At 68.1% G+C, this 23,579-nt stretch carries 21 protein-coding genes; 14 read left to right on the plus strand and 7 right to left on the minus strand.

Going from position 1 to position 23,579, the window contains the following annotated elements:
- Positions 1-25: 25 nt before the first annotated feature.
- Positions 26-895, minus strand: coding sequence for a YicC/YloC family endoribonuclease (locus tag Y958_RS16760; RefSeq protein WP_088873153.1), 870 nt, complete (start codon positions 893-895; stop codon positions 26-28).
- Between the two features lie 249 nt (positions 896-1,144).
- Between Y958_RS16760 and Y958_RS16765 the strand changes: the two genes are divergently transcribed.
- Positions 1,145-1,921 (plus strand): SDR family NAD(P)-dependent oxidoreductase, encoded by a 777-nt coding sequence (locus tag Y958_RS16765; protein WP_088873154.1) that lies wholly within the window; start codon positions 1,145-1,147, stop codon positions 1,919-1,921.
- Here Y958_RS16765 and Y958_RS16770 read toward each other — a convergent pair.
- Positions 1,918-3,135 carry an aminotransferase class V-fold PLP-dependent enzyme gene (locus Y958_RS16770; RefSeq protein WP_186291443.1) on the minus strand — a complete coding sequence of 406 codons (1,218 nt, stop codon included), beginning with the start codon at positions 3,133-3,135 and terminating at the stop codon, positions 1,918-1,920. The two genes, Y958_RS16765 and Y958_RS16770, sit on opposite strands and share 4 nt — an antisense overlap.
- A 5-nt stretch (positions 3,136-3,140) precedes the next feature.
- Positions 3,141-3,599: a RidA family protein gene (locus Y958_RS16775; protein WP_088873155.1), complete on the minus strand. Its 459-nt coding sequence runs from the start codon at positions 3,597-3,599 to the stop codon at positions 3,141-3,143.
- Positions 3,600-3,738: 139 nt separating this feature from the next.
- Between Y958_RS16775 and Y958_RS16780 the strand changes: the two genes are divergently transcribed.
- Both Y958_RS16780 and Y958_RS16785 read left to right on the plus strand, forming a co-directional pair.
- Positions 3,739-4,710, plus strand: a complete 972-nt coding sequence (locus Y958_RS16780; protein ID WP_186291444.1) for a LysR substrate-binding domain-containing protein — start codon at positions 3,739-3,741, stop codon at positions 4,708-4,710.
- A 147-nt stretch (positions 4,711-4,857) separates the two neighbouring features.
- Entirely contained in the window at positions 4,858-6,003 is a 1,146-nt protein-coding gene (locus tag Y958_RS16785; protein WP_276328592.1) for an acyltransferase family protein, read from the plus strand.
- An 11-nt stretch (positions 6,004-6,014) separates the two neighbouring features.
- Here the strand turns inward: Y958_RS16785 and Y958_RS16790 are convergent, their stop codons facing one another.
- Positions 6,015-6,686, minus strand: coding sequence for a class I SAM-dependent methyltransferase (locus tag Y958_RS16790; RefSeq protein WP_244909560.1), 672 nt, complete (start codon positions 6,684-6,686; stop codon positions 6,015-6,017).
- A gap of 270 nt (positions 6,687-6,956) precedes the next feature.
- Positions 6,957-8,843 carry an ABC-F family ATP-binding cassette domain-containing protein gene (locus Y958_RS16795; protein ID WP_088873158.1) on the minus strand — a complete coding sequence of 629 codons (1,887 nt, stop codon included), beginning with the start codon at positions 8,841-8,843 and terminating at the stop codon, positions 6,957-6,959.
- Between the two features lie 132 nt (positions 8,844-8,975).
- Here Y958_RS16795 and Y958_RS16800 point away from each other — a divergent pair, with 132 nt between their 5' ends.
- The 11 genes from Y958_RS16800 to Y958_RS16850 all read left to right on the plus strand — a co-directional run bounded on the left by Y958_RS16800 (position 8,976) and on the right by Y958_RS16850 (position 20,568).
- Entirely contained in the window at positions 8,976-9,323 is a 348-nt protein-coding gene (locus tag Y958_RS16800) for a type II toxin-antitoxin system Phd/YefM family antitoxin (RefSeq protein ID WP_088873159.1), read from the plus strand.
- Positions 9,320-9,988, plus strand: a complete 669-nt coding sequence (locus Y958_RS16805) for an ATPase (protein ID WP_211098673.1) — start codon at positions 9,320-9,322, stop codon at positions 9,986-9,988. The genes Y958_RS16800 and Y958_RS16805 overlap by 4 nt, the downstream gene beginning before the upstream one ends.
- A gap of 107 nt (positions 9,989-10,095) precedes the next feature.
- Complete coding sequence (gene ndk / locus Y958_RS16810; RefSeq protein WP_040844830.1) at positions 10,096-10,518, plus strand: nucleoside-diphosphate kinase; 423 nt, start codon at positions 10,096-10,098, stop codon at positions 10,516-10,518.
- A gap of 427 nt (positions 10,519-10,945) precedes the next feature.
- Positions 10,946-12,241, plus strand: a complete 1,296-nt coding sequence (gene aptA, locus Y958_RS16815; RefSeq protein WP_088874047.1) for an omega-aminotransferase AptA — start codon at positions 10,946-10,948, stop codon at positions 12,239-12,241.
- A 170-nt stretch (positions 12,242-12,411) separates the two neighbouring features.
- Positions 12,412-13,740: an NAD(P)-dependent oxidoreductase gene (locus Y958_RS16820; protein WP_088873161.1), complete on the plus strand. Its 1,329-nt coding sequence runs from the start codon at positions 12,412-12,414 to the stop codon at positions 13,738-13,740.
- 18 nt (positions 13,741-13,758) lie between these two features.
- Positions 13,759-15,045, plus strand: coding sequence for an NAD-dependent dihydropyrimidine dehydrogenase subunit PreA (gene preA, locus Y958_RS16825; protein ID WP_088873162.1), 1,287 nt, complete (start codon positions 13,759-13,761; stop codon positions 15,043-15,045).
- A 15-nt stretch (positions 15,046-15,060) separates the two neighbouring features.
- A complete protein-coding gene (locus Y958_RS16830; protein WP_088873163.1) occupies positions 15,061-16,317 on the plus strand; it encodes a Zn-dependent hydrolase in 1,257 nt (418 codons plus the stop codon).
- A gap of 40 nt (positions 16,318-16,357) precedes the next feature.
- Positions 16,358-17,050 carry a TetR/AcrR family transcriptional regulator gene (locus Y958_RS16835; RefSeq protein ID WP_088873164.1) on the plus strand — a complete coding sequence of 231 codons (693 nt, stop codon included), beginning with the start codon at positions 16,358-16,360 and terminating at the stop codon, positions 17,048-17,050.
- A 43-nt stretch (positions 17,051-17,093) separates the two neighbouring features.
- Entirely contained in the window at positions 17,094-18,554 is a 1,461-nt protein-coding gene (hydA, locus tag Y958_RS16840) for a dihydropyrimidinase (RefSeq protein ID WP_088873165.1), read from the plus strand.
- Between the two features lie 92 nt (positions 18,555-18,646).
- A complete protein-coding gene (locus tag Y958_RS16845; RefSeq protein WP_088873166.1) occupies positions 18,647-20,110 on the plus strand; it encodes an NCS1 family nucleobase:cation symporter-1 in 1,464 nt (487 codons plus the stop codon).
- 107 nt (positions 20,111-20,217) lie between these two features.
- Complete coding sequence (locus Y958_RS16850; RefSeq protein WP_338039498.1) at positions 20,218-20,568, plus strand: tRNA-binding protein; 351 nt, start codon at positions 20,218-20,220, stop codon at positions 20,566-20,568.
- A gap of 4 nt (positions 20,569-20,572) precedes the next feature.
- Here Y958_RS16850 and Y958_RS16855 read toward each other — a convergent pair whose 3' ends face one another.
- Positions 20,573-22,993: a tetratricopeptide repeat protein gene (locus Y958_RS16855; protein ID WP_088873168.1), complete on the minus strand. Its 2,421-nt coding sequence runs from the start codon at positions 22,991-22,993 to the stop codon at positions 20,573-20,575.
- 321 nt (positions 22,994-23,314) lie between these two features.
- Positions 23,315-23,542: a hypothetical protein gene (locus tag Y958_RS16860; RefSeq protein ID WP_004272315.1), complete on the minus strand. Its 228-nt coding sequence runs from the start codon at positions 23,540-23,542 to the stop codon at positions 23,315-23,317.
- Positions 23,543-23,579: the final 37 nt, after the last annotated feature.

Here is a 23,579-nt window from a genome sequence, read left to right on the forward strand (position 1 = left end):
GGCGTACTCACTAGGGGGGGCGTGCTCATTCGATATTCTGAACCTGTTCGCGGAACTGCTCGATCGTGGCCTTCAGCGACAGGCCGATGCGGGTCAGTTCCACGTCGGCGGACTTGGAACAGAGGGTGTTGGCCTCGCGGTTGAATTCCTGGCACAGGAAGTCCAGGCGCCGGCCCACGGCGGCCCCCTCGGCCAGCATGTCGCGGGCCTGGGCGATGTGGGCGCGCAGGCGGTCCAGCTCTTCCCGCACATCGGCCTTGGCGATCAGCAGCGCCGCCTCCTGGGCCAGGCGCTCCTCCGGCAGGGCCGGCACGGCCTCCAGCAGGGCCTGCACCTGGGTCTTCAGCTTGTCCCGGAGTGTCGCGGGCTGCAGCGCGGCGGTGCTGGCGGCGGCCTCGGTCAGCGACGCGATCTCATCCAGGTGGCCGGTCAGCACCGCGTGCAGGCGCGCGCCCTCGGCGGCGCGGGCGCTGGCCAGGGCCAGGATGGCCTGGGTCACGGTCTTACCGATGGCAGCCTCCAGTTCCGCCCGCTCCTCCGGCTGTTCCGTCTCCTCGCCCGTGTCGATGACGCCGCGCACGGACAGCAGGGCGTCGATGCGGGGCGGCGCCGCGCCGGCGCCCTCGATCTCCCGCACCAATTCCAGCACCTGGGCCAGCAACTCACGGTTCAGGCGCAGCGGGGCCGTGGTGGCGGTACGGTTGACGGTCAGGTTCAGGGTGACGTTGCCGCGGCGGATCAGGCGGTTCACCTCCGCGCGGGTCAGGGCCTCGATGGCGTCGAAGCCGGAGGGCTGGCGGGTGCGCAGATCCAGCGCGCGGCCATTGACGCTCTTCACCTCGACGATCCACGAGGTGCCGCTGGCGGCACCTTCCGCGCGGGCGAAGCCGGTCATGCTGGCGAGGGGGGAAGTCTTGCTCAAAGGGCGGGTCCCCAAGGGAAGGAGGAAGGCGACAGGGACGCAACCTCCGCCGCGCTGCCGGCTGGACCGGCGGCGAGACATGCTGCATCGTCTTGAGGCTAGGGTTATAGCCCGTGGCGGCGGCGACAAACAAGCAAGGCCCGGGGGTGGGCCGGTTGCGGTAAGTGCGTGGCCCCATTGATGATGCGGGCTTCACCACGGGGACAACAGGGGGGACGGGCGGTGCAGTCGCCGAACAGCATTCTGATCACCGGCGCGTCCAGCGGCATTGGCGAGGCCCTGGCCTTGGCCTATGCGGTGCGTGGGCGTCAGCTGTGGCTGACCGGCCGTGATTCGGCGCGGCTGGACGCGGTGGCCGACGCCGCGCGCGCCAAGGGCGCCCGGGTGACGGCGGCCACGCTGGACGTGCTCGACCGCCAAGCCCTGGCCGACTGGATCATCGCCGCCGACAACGGCGTGCCCATCGACCTCGCCATCGCCAACGCCGGCATCTCGGGCGGCACAGGCGGCGGGGATGCCGCCACCTCGGGCGAGACGGAGGAGCAGGCGCGCCGCATCCTGGCCGTGAACATCGAGGGCGTGCTGAACACCCTCCACCCCCTGATCCCGCGCATGGTGGCGCGCAAACGGGGGCAATTGGCGCTGATGTCCTCGCTGGCCGCCTTTCGCGGCATGCCGGGGGCGCCCGCCTACTGCGCTTCCAAGGCGGCGGTGCGGTCGTATGGCGAGGGATTGCGGGGGGAGCTGATGGGCAAGGGGGTGCAGGTCAACGTCATCTGCCCCGGCTTCGTGCGCAGCCGCATGACGGCGGTAAACAGCTTCCCCATGCCCTTCCTGATGGACGCGGACAAGGCCGCGCGCATCGTGGTGGCGGGGCTGGCCGCCAACCGGGCGCGCATCGCCTTCCCCTGGCCCACCTATGCCGTGTCCTGGCTGCTGGGCGTCCTGCCCCCCGGCCTGACCGACGCCCTGCTGGCCCAGGCGCCGCGCAAGGTTTAGGGCGCCAGCCTGGCGAGGGCGTCGGCCAACCGGTCCAACTCCGCCTCCGTCGTCAGATAGCTCAGGGACGCGCGGGCGATTTCCGTCAGGCCGCGCGTCGTCATGTCCAGCGGTGTGTAGGGCATGCCGTTGGCGCCCAGGGTCAGGCCCTGGTCCATCAACCGGGCGCGCACCGCCGAGCCCGCCAGGCCCTCCACCGTGAAGGACACCAGGCCGCTGCGGGTTTCCGGATCGCCGATGTCGCGCACGGTGACGCCGGGGATGCCCTCCAGGCGTCCCCGCAGCCCCTGCGCCAAATGGTGGATGCGGGCGCGGATGTGGTCGATGCCTAGTGCCAGGGCTTGTTCCAGGGCGTTGCCCAGGCCCAGCTGCAGGGCCACCGAGGCCTCCGACGCTTCCAGGCGGCGGGCATCGTCGCGGGGCGACACCGGGGCATGGTCAGCCCCCAAGTGCGTGGCCCAGGGCGAGGACTGCACGTCCAGCCAGGCGGGCGTGACCTTGTCCAGGAAGTCGCGGCGGACATACAGCAGGGCGGTGCCACGGGGCCCGCGCAGGTGCTTGCGTCCCGGCGCCTTCAGCATGTCGCAGCCCAGCGCCCGTACGTCGACGGGGATTTGCCCCACCACCTGGGCGGCGTCGATAACATAGGGAATGCCGGCGGCGCGGGCCACCCGGCCCACCGCCGCCGCGTCATTGACCAGGCCGCCGTTGGCAGCCCCCCAGGTCAGGCTGACCAGGCGCACGCGGTCGTCGATCAGGCCGGCCAGGGCGTCGGCGTCCACCCGGCCGTCCTCCAGGCTGGGAATCACCTCCACCCCGGCGCCGGCGCGGGCAGCCTTGTCGCGCAGAGTGGTCAGGTTGCCGCCCCATTCCTGGCGACCCACCAGAACGCGGTCACCGGGGCGCAAGGGCGGCAGGCTGGCGATGGCGGTGCCCCAGGCGGCGGAGCCACCGGTGGCGAAGGCGATCTCTTCCGGGGTGGCGTTCAGCAGGGTGGCCGCCGCCGCGCGCGTCCGCGCCACGCCGTCCGCCGCCATCACCGCCGCCTCCATGGGGCCGACCTCGGCCTCCAGGGCCAGATGATCGGTGATGGCCGCCAGGGTGCGGCGGGAGGACAGGCTGGCGCCGGCGTGGTTGAAGTGCACGCGGGGGCCAGCGCAGCCGGGCGTATCGGCGCGCAGCGCTTCGATCAGGGCATCGGTCAGGAGGGGCATGGGGATCACTCCGCCAATTCGATGATGGCCTCGACCTCCACCGCCGCGCCCCGCGGCAGGGCGGCGGCGCCGACGGCGGATCGGGCGTGGCGTCCTGCCTCGCCGAACACCGCCACCATCAGGTCCGATGCGCCGTTGGCCACCAGCGGCTGCTGGGTGAAGTCCGGCGCGCTGGCGACGAACACGGTCAGCTTGGCCACCTGCCGCACCTTGGCCAGATCGTCGCCCGCCGCCTTGGCGACGTGGGCGATGACGTTCAGGGCCGCAGCCTGGGCCGCCCGCACGCCATCCTCCACCGCGACCTGGTCCCCCAGCCGTCCCTGGGCGCCCGCCGGGGCGATCTGCCCGGCCACGAACAGCAAGGGGCCCACCCGGGTGGTGGAGACATAGTTGGCGGCGGGACTGGAGGGCTGCGGCAGGGTCAGGCCCAGGGACTGGACCTTTCCGGCGATCGAGATGGGCATGGCGGCGGCATTTCCTTGACTGCGGAATTCAATAATGTGGCGCCAGGATGCCCGCCGCCAATGCTCCCCGCCAATTCAAAGGGGCACGGGGGAGCGATCGATCTGGCTCATGGGTCGGCCACAGGTTACAGTCCGGTCCATGCGCCTGTCCCCCATCCTGCCGCCCCTGCCGGCCCTGCGCGCCTTCGAGGTGGCCGGCCGGCTGCTCAGCTTTCGCCAGGCAGGGCAGGAACTGCTGATCACCCAGAGCGCCGTCAGCCACCACATCCGCCAACTGGAGGAAAGCCTGGGCGTGCCCCTGTTCCTCCGCCACGCCCGGGGCGTGACCTTGACGGAGGCGGGCGCCCGGTATCTGGCGTCGGTGCGCCAAGCCTTCGGCCTGATCGCGGAGGCCACGCGCGACGTGCGGGCCCACGCCACGCGCCAGACGCTGCGGGTCAGCATGGTGCCGTCCTTCGCCGCCAATTGGCTGGTGCCGCGCCTGGACCGCTTTGCCGCCGCCCACCTGGACATCGACCTGATCCTGGACCCCACGCTGCGCAAGGTGGACGTGCCGAATGGCGAGGCCGACATTGGCATCCGCTATGGCGCAGGGCCGGAGCCCGGTGACGGCTTGGCGGGCCGGTTGCTGCACATGGACCGCCTGGCACCCGTGGCCGCACCCGCCCTTCTGCGGCGCGGGCCGCCGCTCCAGGCGCCGGGTGACCTCCTTGCCCATCCGCTGCTGTTCACCATCCGCCCGCTGGAATGGCGGGTGTGGGCGGCGGCGGCGGGTGTGGGTTTGAAGGCGGCCCGCACGGTGCAGCTGACCGACTACAACATCGTGCTGCAGGCAGCGGTGGAGGGACAGGGTGTGGCCATGGGCCGGGCGCTGCTGGTGCAAGATCGCTTGCGGTCCGGCACGCTGGTGTCGCTGTTCCCGGAGGTGGTGGTGGAGACGCCCCAGGTGGCCCACTGGCTGGTCTGGGCGGCGGCGCGGGCGCCGACCCCGGCCATGACGGCGTTCATCGACTGGATCGTGGCGGCGGTGACCGATGCCGCCCCGGCCGCCTCTGGCGGCATGCTTGATGTCGCCCTGGCCGCCTCTGGCGGCATGCTTGATGTCGGGTGAAACGGTCCCTAGACTGCGAACATAAGTCGTGGTGGTCCAGCGACGATCTCGGGGTGCTCTGTTCACTGCCTAGGCGTCTTGGGGTTGGGTTGGGGAACAGGCTCCTTGGCATCACATGCAGGTGTTCGACCGGATCGTGACGCGGGCGTGGGTGTCGGCGCGGCCAAGCTACGTACGCTGGAACTTGGCCGTTTCCTTGCCGCGACCATCATCGTCCTGACTCACCTCCTCCTGTGGGTGAACAAGTTGGCGGCCCCTGGCACGGGTCCGCTCCTGGGCGGATGGCGGCCCCCTGGGGCGTTCGGCGTGACTTATTTCTTCGTTCTGTCCGGCTTTGTCATGATGACGGCCCATCACCGGGATTGGGGCGACGCCGCTGCCGTGCCGCGATTCTGGTGGCGGCGGCTGTGCCGCATCTATCCCACTTATTGGCTGGCCTTGCTGATCCCGGTTTACTACCTGCACAGCACCGTGGCGCCGGCGTCGCTGGCGCAGATGTATCTGCTCTCGCCCTGGCACGATAAGGACTTCATTCCCGCCGCCTGGTCGTTGCGCCATGAGCTGGTGTTCTATTTCTTCTTTGGCTTGGCGCTGATGCCGCGCGTCGGCCGTCCCATCCTGGCCCTCTGGATCGGCGCCACCCTTTGGCGGTGGGTGCCGTGGCCGGTGCTGGACATGCTGCGCCTGCCACATCCCACCTGGCTCAATCACGTGGTGGAAACCTATTTGGGCGAGCGGCTTTTCAGTTACTTTAATTTTTATTTCATCGCAGGACTGGCCGCCGGCTGGATCTTCCTCAAACGCCGCCCGGGTCCCCGGGCCAGCCTGGCCCTGGTGGCGCTGGGCGTCGTGACCATCCTGGCGACATTGCCGGAGATCGATTGGGGCAGGGACTATGGGACGCCGGCCATGATGATGCGGATGTCCGTCCTGTTCGCCGTCACGCTGCTGGGGCTGGCGGCGCTGGAAGATCATGGCATGCTGCGACTGGGCCGTTTCGCCGATCGGGCGGGTGCCTTGTCCTATCCCCTCTATATTCTTCACATGCCGCTGCTGCTGGCGCTGGAATTGAACCTGCCGGCGTTCAGTGCGGGTGGGTGGGCCCTGCACGGGCTGTTCCTTGCCGGCCTCTTGCTGCTCTCCGCCGCTTCCCTGCTGGTCAGCGTCACGTTCGACCAGCCGATGCAGCGCGCGTTGCGTGCCCTTGGGCGGCATCTGGGGGGATTGAGGACGCGGCCAACGGCCGATTCCCTTTCCGGGGAGGCGGTGGCGCCGCAGCCCCCCAGCTTTTGACGCGTCGCGCCTCAGTCCCGCGTGTAGCCCCACACCGCCGCCGGCGGAATGTTGGAGACGGCCCAGCCCAGGCGCTTGCCCGACAGGTGCAGGGCCTGGCGGCGCAGGGGGGAGCGCAGGGAATAGGTGAAGGACAGGAATTGCCGGCCCTTGGGCATGACGGCATAGGCCTCGTCCATGATCAGGCGCTGCGCTTCCGCCGGGATCAGGATCATGGGGATGCCGCAGACGATGGTGCCGACCTTGCCCACCCATTGCGGCGGCAGCAGGCTGCGCACGTCCTTCACATCGCCCAGCAGCACGGAGACGCCGGGGAACTTGGCCGTCATGTAGGCGTGCAGCTCCTTGTCCCGCTCGATGACGAACAGGCGCGAGGCGGGGATGCCGGAGTCCAGCAGGGCCTTGGTGATGGCGCCCGTGCCGCCACCATATTCCACCACGATCTCATCCGCCTCGCGCCGCACATGGCGGGCCATCAGGCGGCCCAGCGACGGTGCCGAGGGGGTGATGGAGGCGATGGAGACGGGGTTGGCGGCCCAGCGGCGGAAGAACAGCCAGGCGGGATTCTCATTGGCCGGGCTCTGCGTCCGGGGGGAATGGCCGCGCGGTTGGCAGCTCTTGGCGGAACCCCGGGCGGCGAACTTCTTGCCGTTCAAGGTCGTCTCGGCGCGGTCGGTCGGCATGGTTCAGGCGTTCCTCAGCATCGGCATTCCAGCGGCGGTGCGCCCAAACCGGGGCGTCAAGGCTCTGTTCAGGTCGGTACTCAGGGGCCCCAGGCCCCCGAAACGGTCGCGTGCACGGAACATAGGGGCAGAGATGGCACGCACCGCCCCGATTTGCAATGACGGGTGTGTTACACCCCCGTTTCCGTTACGCAATTTCGGATTAGACTTTAGGAGCGGGGTGCGGCAGTGGGGCGCAGGGCATGGGCGCCGGGCGGAATCGGCCGTAGCTCATGACCCCGCCGCCATCGCTTCCTCCAGCTGTTCCGACAGGGTCAGCCAAGCTTCTTCGGCGGCGTCCAGGTCTTTCTGCACCTGGCCCAGCTCGATCTGCAGCTTGGTCACGGCCTCCTTCGGGCCTTGGTACAGGGCGGGGTCGGCCAGCTTCTCGTCCAGCTTGGCCTTCTTGGTGCCCAGCTGGCCCATGCGCTTTTCCGCGTCCTCCACCTTGCGGCGCAGGGGGGCCAGCTGCTGGCGCAGCTCGGCGGCGGCCCGCCGCTCTTCCCTGCGGTCGCGGCCCGCGGCGGGGGTGACGTCGCGGGAGGCGCTGTCGCTGCGCCGCTGGTCCAGCAGCCAGGCGCGGTATTCGTCCAGGTCGCCGTCATAGGGCTTGCACGTGCCGTCGGCCACCAGCCACAGCCGGTCGGCCGTCAGCTCCACCAGGTGCGGGTCGTGGCTGATGAGGATGACGGCCCCCTGATAGCCGTTGATGGCCTCCACCAGGGCCTCGCGGCTGTCGATGTCCAGGTGGTTGGTCGGCTCGTCCAGCAGCAGGATGCCCGGCGCCTCGCGGCTCATCAGCGCGAACAGCAGGCGCGCCTTCTCCCCGCCCGACAGGTCGCGGATCAGGGTGTCGGCCTTCACCTGGGGGAAGCCGAAGCGGCCCAGGTGGTTGCGCACCTGCTGCTCGGTGGTGCCCTTCATGGCGGCCTGGGTCTGCTGCACCGGCGTCCAGGCCAGGTTCAGCTCCTCCGCCTGGTGCTGGGCGAAGTAGCCGACCTTCAGCTTGGAGGATCGGCGGACCTCGCCCCCCATGGGGGCCAGCCGCCCGGCCAGCATCTTCACCAGCGTGGACTTGCCGTTGCCGTTGGCGCCCAGCAGGGCGATGCGATCCTCGGGGTCGATGCGCAGGTTCAGGTTGCGCAGGATGGCCTTGTCGCCATAGCCGACGACGGCGCCGTCCATGTTGATCAGCGGCGGCGACAACTCCTCGGGCGAGGGGAAGTCGAACCGCGTGCGGTGTTCCTCCAGCACGGTGATGGCCGGGCCCAGCTTCTCCAGCGCCTTAAGGCGGCTTTGCGCCTGCTTGGCCTTGCTGGCCTTGGCGCGGAAGCGGTCCACGAAGTCCTGCATGTGCTTGCGCTGGGCTTCCTGCTTGGCCGACTGGGCCTTCAGGTTCTCCAGCTTGGCGGCGCGCACGGTGACGAACTGGTCATAGCCGCCACTGTAGGAGGTCAGCTTCTGCTGATCCAGGTGGATGGTCGTGGTCGGGACCTTGTTCAGCAGTTCCCGATCATGGCTGATCAGCAGGATGGTGTGCGGATAGTTCTTGAGATAGCTCTCCAGCCACACCGTGGCTTCCAGGTCCAGATGGTTGGTCGGCTCGTCCAGCAGCAGCAAGTCAGGCTGGGTGAACAGCACGCCGGCCAGGGCGACGCGCATGCGCCAGCCGCCGGAGAAGTCGGCGCAAGCGCGCTCCTGTGCCGCCGCGTCGAAGCCCAGGCCGGACAGGATCTGCGCCGCCCGCGCCTCCGCCGAATGGGCACCGATGTCCGCCAGGCGGGTGTGCACCTCGGCGATGCGGGCGGGGTCCGTCGCCGTCTCCGCCTCCGCCAGCAGGGCCGTGCGTTCAGTGTCCGCCGCCATGACCGTGTCCAGCAGGCTGGTGGCCCCCGCCGGCACCTCCTGCCGCACCATGCCCATGCGCATGCCGCTGGGCAGGCTGATCTCCCCGCCGTCGGGGTGCAACTCGCCAGCGATCAGCTTGAACAGGGTGGACTTGCCCGTGCCGTTGCGGCCTACCAGCGCCACCTTGTGGCCCCTGGGCACGACGACGGAGGCCTGGTCCAGAAGGGTGCGGCCGGCGATGCGGTAGGTCAGGTCGGTGATGGTCAGCATGGCGGCCCTCTTAGCATGAGGCGCGCCAGAAGGCACTGCTCAGCTTAAGCGGTCAGGTCTCAGAAAGGCGAACTGTACAGTACGTATATAATGTACCTAATATACGTCATGAGGTATTGAGGAGCTGTGTTTATGGTCGCTAGGCGATCGAGCATTGAAGCCTTGCCCCGGCGCAACGCCACCCAAGTGCGCAGCCGCTGGGCCGAGGTGGCGCGGGAAGTGCAGGCCAGCGGCAGCGTGGCCATCACCAACCATGACCGGGTGGAAATGGTGTTGGTTTCGGCTGAGGAATACGAACGGCTGGCGACCAAGGCCGCTGGCGGGCTGGTGCAACAGCAGGCTACCTTGGATCGGTTGGTTGCACAGTTCGATGCGGAATTGGCCACGCTGCGGGAGCCCGGGGCCAAGGATCGGCTTGAGGACATGCTGGCATCCCAAGGCCAGGGCGGGCCTCGACCGAAGGCGGGCTATTCATATTGAGCGACCCCAGGCCCTTCATTGTGGTGCTGGCGGGGGTGAACGGTGCCGGCAAAAGCTCTGTCGGTGGTACGATCTTGGCGACCCACGGCCTATCGTTCTTTAACCCGGACACGATGGCCCGTCGAATAGTCGCGCAAACCGGGATGGGGGCCGAGGCTGCGGATGTGCGAGCCGGGCGCCAGGGCTTGAGCAATCTCCGTCAGGCTATCGCTGATGAAACCAGCTACGCGTTCGAGACCACGCTGAGCGGAAACGCCATTCCTTCCCTATTGCTGAAGGCGGCGGCCACGCATCGGATCATCATGCTGTATTGTGGATTGGAAACGGTGGAGCTGCATCTGCGGCGGGTCGCTCAGCGCGTGGCCTTCGGTGGGCATGCCATCCCGGAAGCTAAGATACGGGAACGCTGGGTTACGTCTCGCGCCAATCTGGTCCGTATCCTGCCGGTGATCAGTCACCTTCAGCTTTTCGACAATAGTTTTACTGTCGGGGCGGGTGACGACATCCCGCCGGCGCGATTGGTCCTGGAGATGCGGGACCGTGAAATTTTTGTGCCACCGGCCGGGGACTGGGCTGCGCTGGCGTCCATTCCAAACTGGGCAAAGCCCATTTTCCAGGCGGCGCGCGACCTGGCAAAGGGGCCGGGTGGTGCCGAAAAGGCCTGACGGCTGCGCATCGCGGGCAGAGCGACGCCTGTTGCGGCCCCGCGTGCGCCCGTATATAACGCCGCCACTTTCGAGATTCCTCGTATCAAATCCCAGGAGATCCGGCCATGGCCGTCGAACAGACCTTCTCGATCATTAAGCCCGACGCCACCCGTCGCAACCTGACCGGCAAGATCAACGCCAAGTTCGAGGAAGCCGGCCTGCGCATCGTCGCGCAGAAGCGCATCCAGATGACCAAGCAGCAGGCCGAGAAGTTCTACGAAGTGCACGCCGCCCGCCCGTTCTACGGCGACCTGGTGTCCTTCATGACCTCCGGCCCGGTGGTCGTGCAGGTCCTGGAAGGTGAGAACGCCGTGGCCCGCAACCGCGAGATCATGGGCGCCACCAACCCGGCCAACGCCGACGCCGGCACCATCCGCAAGGAATTCGCGGAATCGATCGAAGCCAACTCCGTCCACGGCTCCGACAGCCTGGAGAACGCGAAGATCGAGATCGCCTACTTCTTCGCCGGCACCGAGATCGTCGGCTGAACGCCGGCGTCACGGATGACGATCTAAGGGAAGCGGCCCCGGGGGATGCCTCGGGGCCGCTTTTCTTTTGGCTGCGCCGGTTCCTCCTGGGTGTCAGGGCGGCGGCAACCATGGGTTTAGGGGATTGGAAACGGTGGGATTTTGCCATTAAATTAGGCGGCGGTGGGCGCTGGCGCGGTTTTGCGCATTTTTCTGGCCGTGCGGTCAAAAAAAACCTGACCAAATGGTCAAATTCATGTCACTCTCCATTCCATAAATTACGGGCTATAGAATACGGGTCCGCCTGGCCGACAGGGGCCGGGCGCCTGCTGGGAGAGTGGCTTTGGCACAGCGTCACGACGGCTTCGGCATCCATCCCTCCATCCCCTACGCGGCCCCCGACGGCCGTGGGGCCGGCCCGGGCTTGAGCGGCAGCGTTCCGAACAACATGGACGCCTTCTGGATGCCGTTCACGGCCAACCGCCAGTTCAAGAAGGCGCCGCGGCTGTTCGTGGGTGCCAAGGACATGCACTACACCACCGACGACGGGCGCCAGGTGCTGGACGGCACCGCCGGCCTGTGGTGCGTGAACGCCGGCCATTGCCGGCCTGAGATCGTTCAGGCGGTACAGGCCCAGGTGGCGGCCATGGACTACGCCCCCGCCTTCCAGATGGGCCATCCGGGCGCCTTCGAGCTGGCGGCGCAGCTGGCGGCCCTGCTGCCCACCGGCATGGACAAGGTGTTCTTCACCAATTCCGGTTCCGAATCCGTGGACACGGCGCTGAAGGTGGCGCTCGCCTACCATCGCGCCCGGGGGGAGGGGACGCGCACCCGCTTCATCGGGCGCGAACGCGGCTACCACGGCGTGGGCTTCGGCGGCATCTCCGTCGGCGGCATCGTCACCAACCGCAAGTTCTTTGGGCCCATGCTGGCCGGTGTCGACCATCTGCCGCACACCCATGACAAGGCGCACCAGGCTTTCACCAAGGGTCAGCCGGAATGGGGCGCGCACCTGGCGGATGAGCTGGAGCGCATCGTCACCCTGCACGACGCCTCCACCATCGCCGCCGTGATCGTGGAGCCGGTGGCGGGGTCCACCGGCGTGCTGCTGCCGCCCAAGGGCTATCTGGAAAAGCTGCGGGCCATCTGTGACCGCCACGGCATCCTGCTGATCTTCGATGAGGTCATCACCGGCTTCGGCCGTCTGGGCGCGCCCTTCGCCACCGACTATTTCGGCGTGGTGCCGGACATCATCACGGCGGCCAAGGGCCTGACCAACGCCACCGTCCCCATGGGCGCGGTGTTCTTCAAGAACCACATCTATGACGCCTTCATGACCGGGCCGGAGAACGCCATCGAGCTGTTCCACGGCTACACCTATTCCGGCCACCCGCTGGCCACCGCCGCCGGCCTGGCGACCCTGAAGATCTACAAGGAAGAGGGGCTGCTGACCCGGGGGGCGGAGCTGGCGTCCTATTGGCAGGAGGCGGCGCACAGCCTGCGCGGCCTGCCCCACGTCATCGACGTGCGCAACCTGGGCCTGATCGCCGGCATCGAGCTGGAGCCCATCGCCGGCAAGCCCACGGCGCGCGCCTTCGACGCTTTCCTGCGGGCCTTCGAGAAGGGCCTGCTGATCCGCACCACCGGCGACATCATTGCCCTGTCGCCGCCGCTGATCATCGAGAAGAGCCATATCGACCAAATCTTCGGCACGCTGGCCGAGGTGCTGCGCGACCTGCCGTGAGGATTGGCGATCCAAAAGGGGCAGGGTGGCTCGGCAGAAAATAAAGATCGAAAAATAAAACGAACAAAGGCATACGCCTGCGACACGCGTACCTCTGAACAGGACCGCCGCGAACGCACGACCGTTCCGGCGGGGGCCCAGCAAAGGGCGGGAAAGGACGGGAGCAGTAGATGAGTGGCGTAAACGGGGCCGCCCGCAGCAACCAGCTTAGCCTGGACCGGGACTTGGTCTCCCCCTTCACCGCCTTGCAGGCCATGGCGGAGAGCAGCCGGTGTCTCTATTGTTATGAGGCGGCCTGTGTCACGGCCTGCCCCACCGCCATCGACATTCCGGGCTTCATCCGCAAGATCGGCACCGGCAATGTGAAGGGGGCCGCCCGCACCATCCTGGACGCCAACATCATGGGCGGCACCTGCGCCCGCGCCTGCCCGACGGAGGTGCTGTGCGAGCAGGCCTGCGTGCGCAACAAGGCAGAGGCGGAACCGGTGCTGATCGGCAGGCTGCAACGCTACGCCACCGACGTGCTGTTCAAGGCGGGCGTGCAGCCCTTCACGCGACAGGCGCCGACCGGCAAGCATGTCGCGGTGGTGGGCGGCGGCCCGGCCGGCCTCGCCTGCGCCCACCGGCTGGCCCTGCTGGGGCACGAGGTCACGGTGTTCGAGGCCCGCACCAAGGCCGGCGGCCTGAACGAATATGGCCTGGCTGCCTACAAGATGGTCGACGACTTCGCCCAGCGCGAGGTGGACTTCATCCTGTCTCTGGGCGGCATCACGGTGAAGACGGGCGTGGCCCTGGGCCGCGACGTCACGCTGGCCCAACTGCGCCAGGACCATGACGCCGTGTTCCTGGGCCTTGGTTTGGCAGGCATCAACACCTTGGGCGTGGCCGGCGAGGATTTGGCCGGTGTGGCCGACGCGGTGGACGTCATCGCCGCGCTGCGTCAGCGGGCCGCCCCGCCGGTGGCCTTGGCCGGCCCCCTGGCTGGGCGCCGTGTGGTGGTCATCGGTGGCGGCAACACGGCGGTGGACGCCGCCATCCAGTCGCTGTGCGCCGGGGCGGCGGAGGTCACCATGGCTTACCGCCGGGGCACGGCCGAGATGGGCGCCACCGGGCATGAGCAGGATCTGGCCCGCACCCAGGGGGTGGTCCTGCGCACCTGGCTGGCGCCGCGCGAGATCCTGGGAACCGGCGGCGCCGTCAGCGGCATCGTGCTGGAACGCATGGCGATGGACGCCGGCCGCCTGGTTGGCACCGGCGAGACGGTGACCATCCCCTGCGACGTCGTGTTGAAGGCCGTGGGGCAGAAGCTGGCGCCCGGCGGGCTGGACGGCCTGGCCCTGGCGGGGGGCCGCATCCAGGTGGACGAGACCCTGGCCACCAGCTTGGCCGGCGTCTATGCCGGCGGCGATTGCATCAAAAGCGGCGAGGATCTGACCGTGCAGTCCGTGGCGGACGGCAAGGCGGCGGCCTTCGCCATCGACGTTTACCTCAAGGCTTGAACAGGGGAGGGACGACCCATGGCCGATCTTCGCGGCACCATCGCCGGCATCAAATCGCCCAACCCGTTCTGGCTGGCCTCCGCCCCGCCCACGGACAAGGAATACAACATCGTCCGGGCCTTCAAGGCCGGTTGGGGCGGTGTGGTGTGGAAGACCCTGGGCGAGGACCCGCCCGTGGTCAACGTCAGCAGCCGCTACGGCGCCCTGCTGGACAGCAACCGCACCATGATCGGCTTCAACAACATCGAGCTGATCACCGACCGCCCGCTGGAGGTCAACCTGCGGGAGATCGCGGCGGTCAAGAAGGCCTGGCCCGACCGCGCCGTCGTCGTCTCCCTCATGGCGGTGATGACGGAGGAGGCATGGGCCGGCTTGGCTCGGCGGGTCGAGCCCACCGGGGCGGACGGGCTGGAGCTGAACTTCGGCTGTCCCCACGGCATGTGTGAGCGCGGCATGGGCTCCGCCATCGGCCAGGTGCCGGAAATGGTGGAGCAGGTGACCCGCTGGGTGAAGAACGCCACCCGCCTGCCGGTGATCGTGAAGCTGACGCCCAATATCACCAACGTGCTGTGGTCGGCGGAAGCGGCCAAGCGCGGCGGGGCCGACGCCGTGTCGCTGATCAACACCATCAACTCCATCGCCTCCGTCGACCTGGACGCCATGGCGCCCACCCCCACCGTGGGCGGCAAGGGCACGCACGGCGGCTATTGCGGCCCGGCGGTGAAGCCCATCGCGCTGAACATGGTGGCGGAGATCGCGCGCAATCCGGACACGCGGGGCCTGCCCATCTCCGGCATCGGCGGCATCGGCACCTGGCGCGACGCGGCGGAGTTCCTGGCCTTGGGCTGCGGTTCCGTCCAGGTCTGCACCGCCGCCATGACCTATGGCTTCCGTATTGTCGAGGACATGATCGACGGCCTGTCGGCCTGGATGGATGAGAAGGGCTATCGCACCCTGGCCGATTTCCAGGGCCGCGCCGTGCCCAACGTCGTCAACTGGAACGACCTGAACATGAACTTCGTCACCAAGGCGAGGATCGACAAGGACCTGTGTATCGACTGCGGCCGCTGCCATATCGCCTGCGAGGATACCTCGCACCAGGCCATCCGCATCCTGCCCGGCGACGGGAAACGCCTGTTCGAGGTGGTGGATGAGGAATGCGTGGGCTGCAACCTGTGCGCCCATGTCTGCCCGGTGCCGGATTGCATCACCATGCATGAGCAGGAGACGGGCCGTCCCTACCTGACCTGGCCGGAGCATCCGCAGAACCCTGCCCGCGTCCAGCCGCCGAAAGCCGCCGAATAAGGGAGCGCATGAGTCATGAGCACTGAGGCCAAGTTCGGCACGAACGTCGCCATCAACGGCAGCCGGCTGTGGGACAGCCTGATGGAAATGGCCAAGATCGGCGCCACGCCCAAGGGCGGCGTCTGCCGCCTTGCCCTGACGGACCTGGACAAGCAGAGCCGCGACCTGTTCGTGACGTGGTGCCGGGACGCCGGCTGCACCATCACGGTGGATGCCATCGGCAACATCTTTGCCCGCCGCCCCGGCCGCAACAACGCGCTGCCGCCCATCCTGATGGGCAGCCACCTGGACAGCCAGCCCACGGGCGGCAAGTTCGACGGCGTCTATGGCGTCCTGGCCGGGCTGGAGGTGGTGCGCACCTTGAACGACCTGAACTACCAGACCGAGGCGCCCATCGAGGTCGTGGCCTGGACCAATGAGGAAGGGTCCCGTTTCGCGCCGGCCATGGTGGCATCGGGCGTTTTCGCCGGCACCTTCGACCTGGAGTACGGCCTGTCGCGCAAGGACCTGGACGGCAAGACCATGGGGGAGGAGCTGGCGCGCATCGGCTACGCCGGCGACGCTCCCATTCGCGGCCGCGACCTGGGCGCCTACTTCGAGGCGCATATCGAGCAGGGGCCCATCCTGGAGGCGGAGGACAAGATCATTGGCGTGGTCACCGACTGCCAGGGCCAGCGCTGGTATGAGGTCACCTTCACCGGGCAGGAGGCCCACGCCGGCCCTACGCCCATGAGCCGCCGGCGCGATGCCCTGCTGGGCGCCGCGCGCGTGGTGGACGCGGTCAACCGCATTGGCCTGGAACACGCCCCCTTGGCCTGCGCCACCGTGGGCCTGATGCAGATTCACCCCAATTCCCGCAACGTCATCCCCGGCCGGGTGTTCTTCACCGTCGACTTCCGCCACCCGGACGATGCCGTGCTGGCGGAGATGGACGCCAAGCTGCGTAACGCCGTTACACGAGTCGCCCAGGAAATCGGCCTGGAAACTGAATTCGAGCAGATTTGGTACTATGCCCCGGTGAAGTTCGATGCGGGTTGCGTCGATGCCGTGCGCGGCGCCGTGGCGGAATTGGGCTACAGCAACCGTGACATGGTGTCCGGGGCGGGGCACGACGCCTGCTACCTGGCCCGTGTGACCCCGACATCGATGATCTTCATTCCTTGTGTGGACGGCATCAGCCATAACGAGATTGAACACGCGCATCCGGAATGGTGTGAGGCTGGATGCAATGTTCTGTTGCGGGCCGTGGTGGCAAAGGCCGACGCCACCTGACCCGCGTTCCAGGCAATGGGTCGAGGGGTTGGGAGTACAGATGGCGCAAGGTGTTGGGGGAGCGTCCAAGAAGGACCAGAAGACGGTACGGGCGGACGCGTCGGCCGCGGCGCCCGAGGGTGGGATCCGGCGTGAGAATCTGCGGCGCATCCTGACGGCGGCGGAACAGGTGTTCGCCGAGCAGGGGTACGGCGGCGCCACCACGGCGGCCATCGCGCTGCGCGCCGGCCTGCCCAAGGCCAACGTGCACTATTATTTCAGCACCAAGCACGAGCTGTACCGCGCCGTGCTGGCCGATATCCTGAAGCAATGGCTGGACCCCCTGGCCCATGTCACGCCGGACAGTGACCCGGCCCAGGCGCTGGCGGGTTACATTCGTGCCAAGATGCGGGCCACGCGCGACCGCCCGGTGGTGTCCAAGGTCTTCGCCAGCGAAATCATCCATGGTGCCGCCGAGATCGAAGGTTTCCTGACGTCCGACCTGAAGAAACTGGTGGATGAGAAGTCGGCCGTGCTGGACGGCTGGATCGCCGAGGGCCGCATGGCGCCGGTGGATACCCGGCACTTCTTTTTCTTCATCTGGGCGGTGACCCAGCACTACGCCGACTTCGACGCCCAGGTGCGCGCCGTGCTGGGCCGCAAGAAGCTGACCCGTCGCGACTTCGACGCCATCACGGTGGAGGTCGTGCGCTTCATTCTGCGGGGTGCTGGGCTGTCGCTGCCCACCGCGTGACGGAGGCCAACCCCGAGTTCCGCTTAAACAGGAGCCATCTACCATGACCACCTCCACTTCCGCGCGCACCCTGATCCGGGGCGGCACCGTGGTCACCGCCGACCAGACCTTCCGCGCCGATGTCTACGCCGAGGATGGGGTGATCAAGGCGGTGGGCCCGGACCTGGACGCGCCGTCGGACGTGACGGTGGTGGATGCCGGCGGCTGCTATGTCATGCCGGGCGGCATCGATCCGCACACCCATATGCAACTGCCCTTCATGGGCACGGTCGCCAGTGATGATTTCTATACCGGCACGGCGGCGGGCCTGGCCGGCGGCACCACCATGATCATCGACTTCGTCATCCCCAACCCCAAGCAGAACGTGATGGAGGCCTACCGCACCTGGCGCGGCTGGGCGGAGAAGGCGGCGGCCGACTATTCCTTCCATGTCGCCATCACCTGGTGGGACGACAGCGTGCACGCCGACATGGGCGCCCTGGTGCGCGAGCACGGCGTGAACAGCTTCAAGCACTTCATGGCCTACAAGAACGCCATCATGTGCGATGACGAGGTGCTGGTGAACAGCTTCACCCGTGCCCTGGAACTGGGGGCCATGCCCACCGTCCATGCCGAGAACGGCGAGCTGGTGTTCCAGCTGCAGAAGCAGTTGCTGGCCCGAGGTCTGACCGGCCCCGAGGCCCACCCCCTGTCCCGCCCCACGGCGGTGGAGGGGGAGGCGGCGAACCGCGCCATCCAGATCGCCAAGGTGCTGGGCGTGCCGCTCTACATCGTGCATGTCAGCTGCCGCGAGGCGCTGGAGGCCATCGCGCGCGGCCGCATGGATGGCCACCGCGTCTATGGCGAGGTGCTGGCCGGCCACCTGCTGGTGGACGACAGCGTCTATCGTCATCCCGATTTCGAGGTGGCCGCCGCCCATGTCATGAGCCCGCCCTTCCGCCCCAAGGAGCATCAGGCCGCCCTGTGGCACGGCCTGCAATCAGGCACCCTGCACACCACCGCCACCGACCATTGCTGCTTCTGCGCGCCGCAGAAGGCCGCCGGCCGCCATGACTTCACCCGCATCCCCAACGGGACGGGCGGGGTGGAGGACCGCATGGCCGTGCTGTGGCACCATGGGGTGAACAGCGGCCGGCTGACCATGAACGAATTCGTCAAGGTCACCTCGGCCAACGCCGCCCAGATCTTCAACATCTACCCGCGCAAGGGCTCGATCGCCGTCGGCGCCGACGCCGATCTGGTGGTGTGGGACCCGGCCGCGACCAAGACCATCTCCGCCAAGACCCACCACCAGAATGTGGACTACAACATCTTCGAGGGCATGGAGGTGACGGGCCTGCCGCGCGTGACCCTGACCGCCGGCCGTGTCGCCTGGCAGGACGGCGACCTGCGCGCCGTGCGCGGCGCCGGGCGCTATGTCAACCGCCCGGCCTTCGCGCCCGGCTTCGACGCCGCCGCCAAGCGCAAGGAGGCGCTGAAGCCCAGGGGTGTCGACCGAGGCTGAGCGCCTTTAATTTTCTCAAAAAATAAGAAAATGAGAACGGGATTGGGATTGCCGCAGGTATAAGCAACCATAAGGTTGGACTGGGGGCACATATGGGCACGGGGCACGGGGTCGATACGACCTCCGAAATCTGGAACGCGGATCTGGCGCCGGTGGATGCGGGGCACCGCACCTGGCGATGGATACACTTCGCGGCGCTGTGGGTGGGCATGGTCATGTGCATCCCCTCCTACATGCTGGCGTCGGGCCTGATCGAACAGGGCATGTCGGCGTGGCAGGCCGTCGGCACGGTGCTGCTGGGCAACCTGATCGTGCTGGTGCCCATGCTGCTGGTGGGCCATTCCGGCGCCAAGTACGGCGTGCCCTTCGCCGTCATCGCCCGCTCCGCCTTCGGGGTGCGGGGCAACAAGCTGCCGGCCCTGCTGCGCGCGCTGATCGCCTGCGGCTGGTTCGGCATCCAGTGCTGGGTGGGCGGCAGCGCCATCTATGCCATTGGCAACATCCTGACGGCGGGCGCGCTGGACGGGGCCAAGCTGGGCTGGGTCGGTATCAACGCCGGCCAGCTGGTGTGCTTCTTCCTGTTCTGGGCCCTGCACCTCTATTTCATCGCCAAGGGGCCCGAATCCATCCGCTGGGTGGAGACGGTGACGGCGCCCTTGAAGATCCTCATCATCCTGGCGCTGCTGTGGTGGGCCTATGACAAGGCCGGCGGCTTCGGCAGCCTGCTGTCGGCCCCGTCGCAGTTCGGCCCCGGCGGCGCCAAGGAGGGCGGGTTCTGGGCGGCCTTCCTGCCCGGTTTGACGGCCATGGTGGGGTACTGGTCCACCCTGGCCATCAATATTCCCGACTTCACCCGCTTCGCCCGCAGCCAGAAGGACCAGTACCAGGGCCAGGCGCTGGGGCTGCCGCTGCCCATGGCGGGCCTGGCCTTCATCAGCGTGGCCGTGACGTCGGCGACCATCACCGTCTATGGCAAGGCCATCTGGGATCCGGTGGACCTGGCCGGTCGGATGGAGGGTATCGCTGTCGCCATCGGCCTCGCCATCATCGTCATCGACACGCTGTGCGTGAACCTGGCGGCCAACACCGTGGGGCCGGCCTACGACTTCGCCGCCATCTTCCCCCGGGCGGTGAACTTCAGCCGCGGCGGCTACATCACCGCCGCCATCGGCGTCATCATGATGCCGTGGAAGCTGATCGAGAGCACCGAGGGTTACATCTTCACCTGGCTGCTGGGCTATGGCGCCCTGCTGGGGCCGCTGCTGGGCATCATGCTGGCCGACTATTGGCTGGTGCGCCGGGCGCGCCTGAGCCTTGAGGGCCTGTTCGACCTTGACGGACCCTACGCCTACAGCGGCGGCTGGAACCTGACGGCCCTGGCGGCCTTCGTCCTTGCCGTGCTGCCCAATATCCCGGGCTTCCTGCACGCCGCCTTCCCGGCGGCCTTCGCCGGCGTGCCGGCCTTCTTCCAGGCCATCTACAGCTACGCCTGGTTCACTGGCCTGTTCATTTCCACCATCCTGTACGCCGCGCTCATGCGCCGGCCGGCGGCATGATGACTTGTGACGAAGTGGAGGCCAGGCCCAGGAAACCGCAGCCTGGGCCAAGACGGCGCCTCCGCCGCCTGCCATAGTCCCAGGCATCGAGGCATGGGAGGATGACGATGGCGGTGGCACCCCTGAAGCCGCAGGCGGAGGTGGCGAATTTCCTGAACCTGGACATCCGGGTGGGTCGGGTGGCGGAGGTCCAGCCTTTCCCCAAGGCGCGCAACCCGTCCTACAAGGTGGCGGTGGATCTGGGCGAACTGGGCGTCAAATGGTCCAGCGCCCAGATCACGCACTATGCGCCCGACGACCTGGTGGGCGCGCAGGTGGTCTGCGTCTGCAACTTCCCGCCGCGCAACATCGCCGGCTTCCTGTCTGAGGTTCTGATCCTGGGCGCCCGCAACGCCGAGGGCAACGTCATCGTGCTGACGCCCTGGTCGGCCGTGCCGCCGGGGGAAACGGTCTACTGAAGACTCAGGCTGACCGCAGCAGCCGGATGAAGTCGTCGGCGAAGGCCTCGGCGTCACACAGGGGGGAGGCGGCCATGGCGGGGCGCAGCCGCTGGCGCAGGTCCGCGACCTCTTCCAGGTTGGTGGCCAGCCGGGCGGCGATGTTCACATACTGCTCAACGGTGGTCGCCATCAGCGAGGTCAGGCCCAACACGCTGAGAAAGCAGGTGGAGTGGCGGGCCGAGAATGTCTGCCCCGTCAATGTCACCACGGGCAGGCCCATCCATAGGGATTCCAAGGTGGTGGTGCTGCCGGCGAAGGGGAACGGGTCCAGCGCGATGTCGACCCGCTGCATGCAGGCGACGTGCTCCGCCTGTGGTGTGGCACCCAGAAAGTCGAGGCGCGCGGCATCTATGCCGCCGGCCCGGAATTGCTCCAGGATGCGGGCCTGAACCGGCGCCTCATCCAGGCCGCGCGACTTCAGCAGCAGGTGGGAGCCCGGCACGCGGTTCAGGATTTGCGCCCAGCAGGCGATGACCTCGGCATTCAGCTTGGCCGCGATGTTGAAGCATCCGAAGGTGACGTGGCCGTTGTGCTCCGCCGGTGGCGGCGTCATGGCGGGGGCCGCGGCCGGCGGGTCGTAGCACAGGAAGCTGTGCGGCATGCGCGCGACCCGCTCGGTATAGAATTCTTCGGCTTCGGGCGGGATGTGATGGGGGTCGGCGATGATCAGGTCCATCTGCGCCAGCCCGGTGGTCGCCATATAGCCGGCCCAGGTGGCTTGGCGCGGGGCGGGCCGCAAGGCGAACACGTCCAGCCGGTTGCCGGCGATGTGGCCGGCGAGATCGATCAGGACATTGATGCTGTCCTCGCGCACGTGCCGCGCCACCGTCGGGGCGTCCAGCCCCTGGATGGGCCGCCAGGCGCATACGGCTTGCACCCGGCGGGTGATGTCGTCCTCCACCCGCTGGTTGGCGTAGGCGATCAGCGTCACCCCTCGCCTGGCAAGCGCCTCCAGCGCCCGGACGATGAAATAGCCCACGGGGTGGTTGCGGAAGTCGCCTGAAACCAGGCCGATGCGCAGGGCCCCGCGGTCCCCGGCCGGCGGGGCGGGTGGAACGGGTTGGGCATGCCGTTGCGCCCAGGCGATATGCTCCGCCCGCACCTGGGCCAGGGTCACTGCCGGGTGGAAAAGGCGGGTATAGACCAAGTTGGAATGGATGTCGGCCCGCCCCGGCGCCATGTCCACCGCATGCGCCAACGCCGCCAGCGCCGCATCGATCTCCCCCACGTCGCGCAGGGCATTGCCCAGCGTCAATAGGATGTCGGGGTCATCGGGCGCCATCTCGTGCGCGCGCCGGACATGGGTCAGGGCGGCGGCGGGCCGGCCCATGGCCAGCAGCAGGTCGCCAAAGGCGGCCTGCGCCAGGGCGGAGTCCGGCAGATCGCGGGCGCACCATTCCAGCAGGGCGAGCGCCTCCTGGCCACGGTCAAGGCGGCGCATCAGCAGGCCCAGCCCCAGCATGGCCTGGCCGGCGCCCGGCTCCAGCGCCATGGCCCGCTGGAAAAGCTGTTCCGCCAGGGCATCGTCGCCCAGGCCCATGAAGGCATCGGCCAGGGTGGTCAAGGCTTGCGGTGGGGCGTCGCCCCGATCCAGCCAATCGCTCAGCACCCGATGGGCCTCGGGCTTGCGACCCTGGGCGGCCAGGACATTGGCCAGCATGAGGGTCGCGTCCAGGGCCGCCGGGGCGGCGGCGGCCGTCTGCCGGGCCATGGCTTCGGCCGAGTCCATGTCGCCAGCCGCCAGCCGGTGTGCCGTCAGCTTCACCCTGAGACGGACATCGCCCGGGCAGCGGGCCACCGCCTCCTCCAACCCTTGCCCCAGGTGGGGGGATTGGGACTGCTCCAGGGCCGCGATCAGGCCGGACCAGCATCCGGCATGGGTGGGGGCCAGGGCGATGCCGGCGCGGAAGCTGTCCGCCGCCTCGACCGGCTGGCCGGTGCCGAGCAGGGCCAGGCCCAGATTCCGGTGCGCCTCGACATTGCCGGGGCTGGCCTTGGCGCCCCGTCGTAGGGGCGGCACCGCGTCCTGGTGTTGGCCCAGCCGCAGCAGGGCGGCCCCCAGGTTGATCTGGGCGTCGGCCAGGTTGGGATTCAATTGCAGGGCCTGTCGGCAGGCCGCCGCCGCGCCCTGTGCATCCCCGGCCTCCAGCAGCACCACGGCCAAATTGGAATGAAACTCCGGCACCCGCTTGTTAAGGGCGATGGCCTGGCGGATCAGGGTGATGCCTTCCGTCACGCGGCCCGTCTGGGCGCACAGCACCCCCAGCAGGTTGCGGGCCAGCCCCTTGTCGCCGGTATCGATCGCGCGGCGGTACTGCTGTTCGGCTTCGGCAAGGCGTCCGGCCTGATGGAACTGAATCGCCGCGTCCAGGTGCTTCGACATCTTGGGGCCTTAAGTCATTTGTTTACACATATGTCGAAGGCGCGCGTGGACACAATGGGCCTGCGTGTCCCGGCCCGGGTGCTTACACCCGGGGGGATTGTCCCCCTATACCCAGATATGATGGTGGCACCACGTCAGCCGGCCTTGGCATCGGCACGCTGCTTTTCTCGCAGAGGGCGCCCAGGCTCAGGAACAGGGCCTGATTCGGATTTCGCGGGCGCTGTGCGGCTCAAAACGCATCGGCGCCTCCCGCGACTTCGTGATGCACGAACTGCGGAAGACGCCGACGGGTAAGGCGGCCTGATGGCCCAAGGAGAAAGGCTAGACCTTGCCCAGCAGCAGGGCCAGGACCAGGATGATGTCGCCGACGATCATCAGGAACATGGAGAAGCCCCAGCCCAGGGCGAAGTGCGCCAGGAACATCAGCAGCAGCAGGACGACGGAGATGATGCCCGCCTTCACGAAGCGGGTGAACGAATGCCAGCCGTCGGCATGTTCCTTGACCACCGCGTCGCTGACCGCGACCGCACCGCTGTGAGCACCGGCCATATCTTTCCCTCCCTTATCCCGAGACGAAACCCGTTTC

The sequence above is a fragment of the Nitrospirillum viridazoti CBAmc genome (assembly GCF_000730165.1).
Taxonomy (GTDB): domain Bacteria; phylum Pseudomonadota; class Alphaproteobacteria; order Azospirillales; family Azospirillaceae; genus Nitrospirillum; species Nitrospirillum viridazoti.

What these genes read in the sequence shown, in the direction of transcription:
- Y958_RS16760 (WP_088873153.1), bottom strand. Translation starts at nt 895, where the DNA reads ATGACCGGCTTCGCCCGCGCGGAAGGTGCCGCCAGCGGCACCTCGTGG.
- Y958_RS16770 (WP_186291443.1), bottom strand. Translation starts at nt 3,135, where the DNA reads ATGCCCCTCCTGACCGATGCCCTGATCGAAGCGCTGCGCGCCGATACG.
- Y958_RS16775 (WP_088873155.1), bottom strand. Translation starts at nt 3,599, where the DNA reads ATGCCCATCTCGATCGCCGGAAAGGTCCAGTCCCTGGGCCTGACCCTG.
- Y958_RS16780 (WP_186291444.1), top strand. Translation starts at nt 3,739, where the DNA reads ATGCGCCTGTCCCCCATCCTGCCGCCCCTGCCGGCCCTGCGCGCCTTC.
- Y958_RS16790 (WP_244909560.1), bottom strand. Translation starts at nt 6,686, where the DNA reads ATGCCGACCGACCGCGCCGAGACGACCTTGAACGGCAAGAAGTTCGCC.
- Y958_RS16795 (WP_088873158.1), bottom strand. Translation starts at nt 8,843, where the DNA reads ATGCTGACCATCACCGACCTGACCTACCGCATCGCCGGCCGCACCCTT.
- Y958_RS16800 (WP_088873159.1), top strand. Translation starts at nt 8,976, where the DNA reads ATGGTCGCTAGGCGATCGAGCATTGAAGCCTTGCCCCGGCGCAACGCC.
- ndk (WP_040844830.1), top strand. Translation starts at nt 10,096, where the DNA reads ATGGCCGTCGAACAGACCTTCTCGATCATTAAGCCCGACGCCACCCGT.
- aptA (WP_088874047.1), top strand. Translation starts at nt 10,946, where the DNA reads ATGGACGCCTTCTGGATGCCGTTCACGGCCAACCGCCAGTTCAAGAAG.
- Y958_RS16820 (WP_088873161.1), top strand. Translation starts at nt 12,412, where the DNA reads ATGAGTGGCGTAAACGGGGCCGCCCGCAGCAACCAGCTTAGCCTGGAC.
- preA (WP_088873162.1), top strand. Translation starts at nt 13,759, where the DNA reads ATGGCCGATCTTCGCGGCACCATCGCCGGCATCAAATCGCCCAACCCG.
- Y958_RS16830 (WP_088873163.1), top strand. Translation starts at nt 15,061, where the DNA reads ATGAGCACTGAGGCCAAGTTCGGCACGAACGTCGCCATCAACGGCAGC.
- Y958_RS16835 (WP_088873164.1), top strand. Translation starts at nt 16,358, where the DNA reads ATGGCGCAAGGTGTTGGGGGAGCGTCCAAGAAGGACCAGAAGACGGTA.
- hydA (WP_088873165.1), top strand. Translation starts at nt 17,094, where the DNA reads ATGACCACCTCCACTTCCGCGCGCACCCTGATCCGGGGCGGCACCGTG.
- Y958_RS16845 (WP_088873166.1), top strand. Translation starts at nt 18,647, where the DNA reads ATGGGCACGGGGCACGGGGTCGATACGACCTCCGAAATCTGGAACGCG.
- Y958_RS16850 (WP_338039498.1), top strand. Translation starts at nt 20,218, where the DNA reads ATGGCGGTGGCACCCCTGAAGCCGCAGGCGGAGGTGGCGAATTTCCTG.
- Y958_RS16855 (WP_088873168.1), bottom strand. Translation starts at nt 22,993, where the DNA reads ATGTCGAAGCACCTGGACGCGGCGATTCAGTTCCATCAGGCCGGACGC.
- Y958_RS16860 (WP_004272315.1), bottom strand. Translation starts at nt 23,542, where the DNA reads ATGGCCGGTGCTCACAGCGGTGCGGTCGCGGTCAGCGACGCGGTGGTC.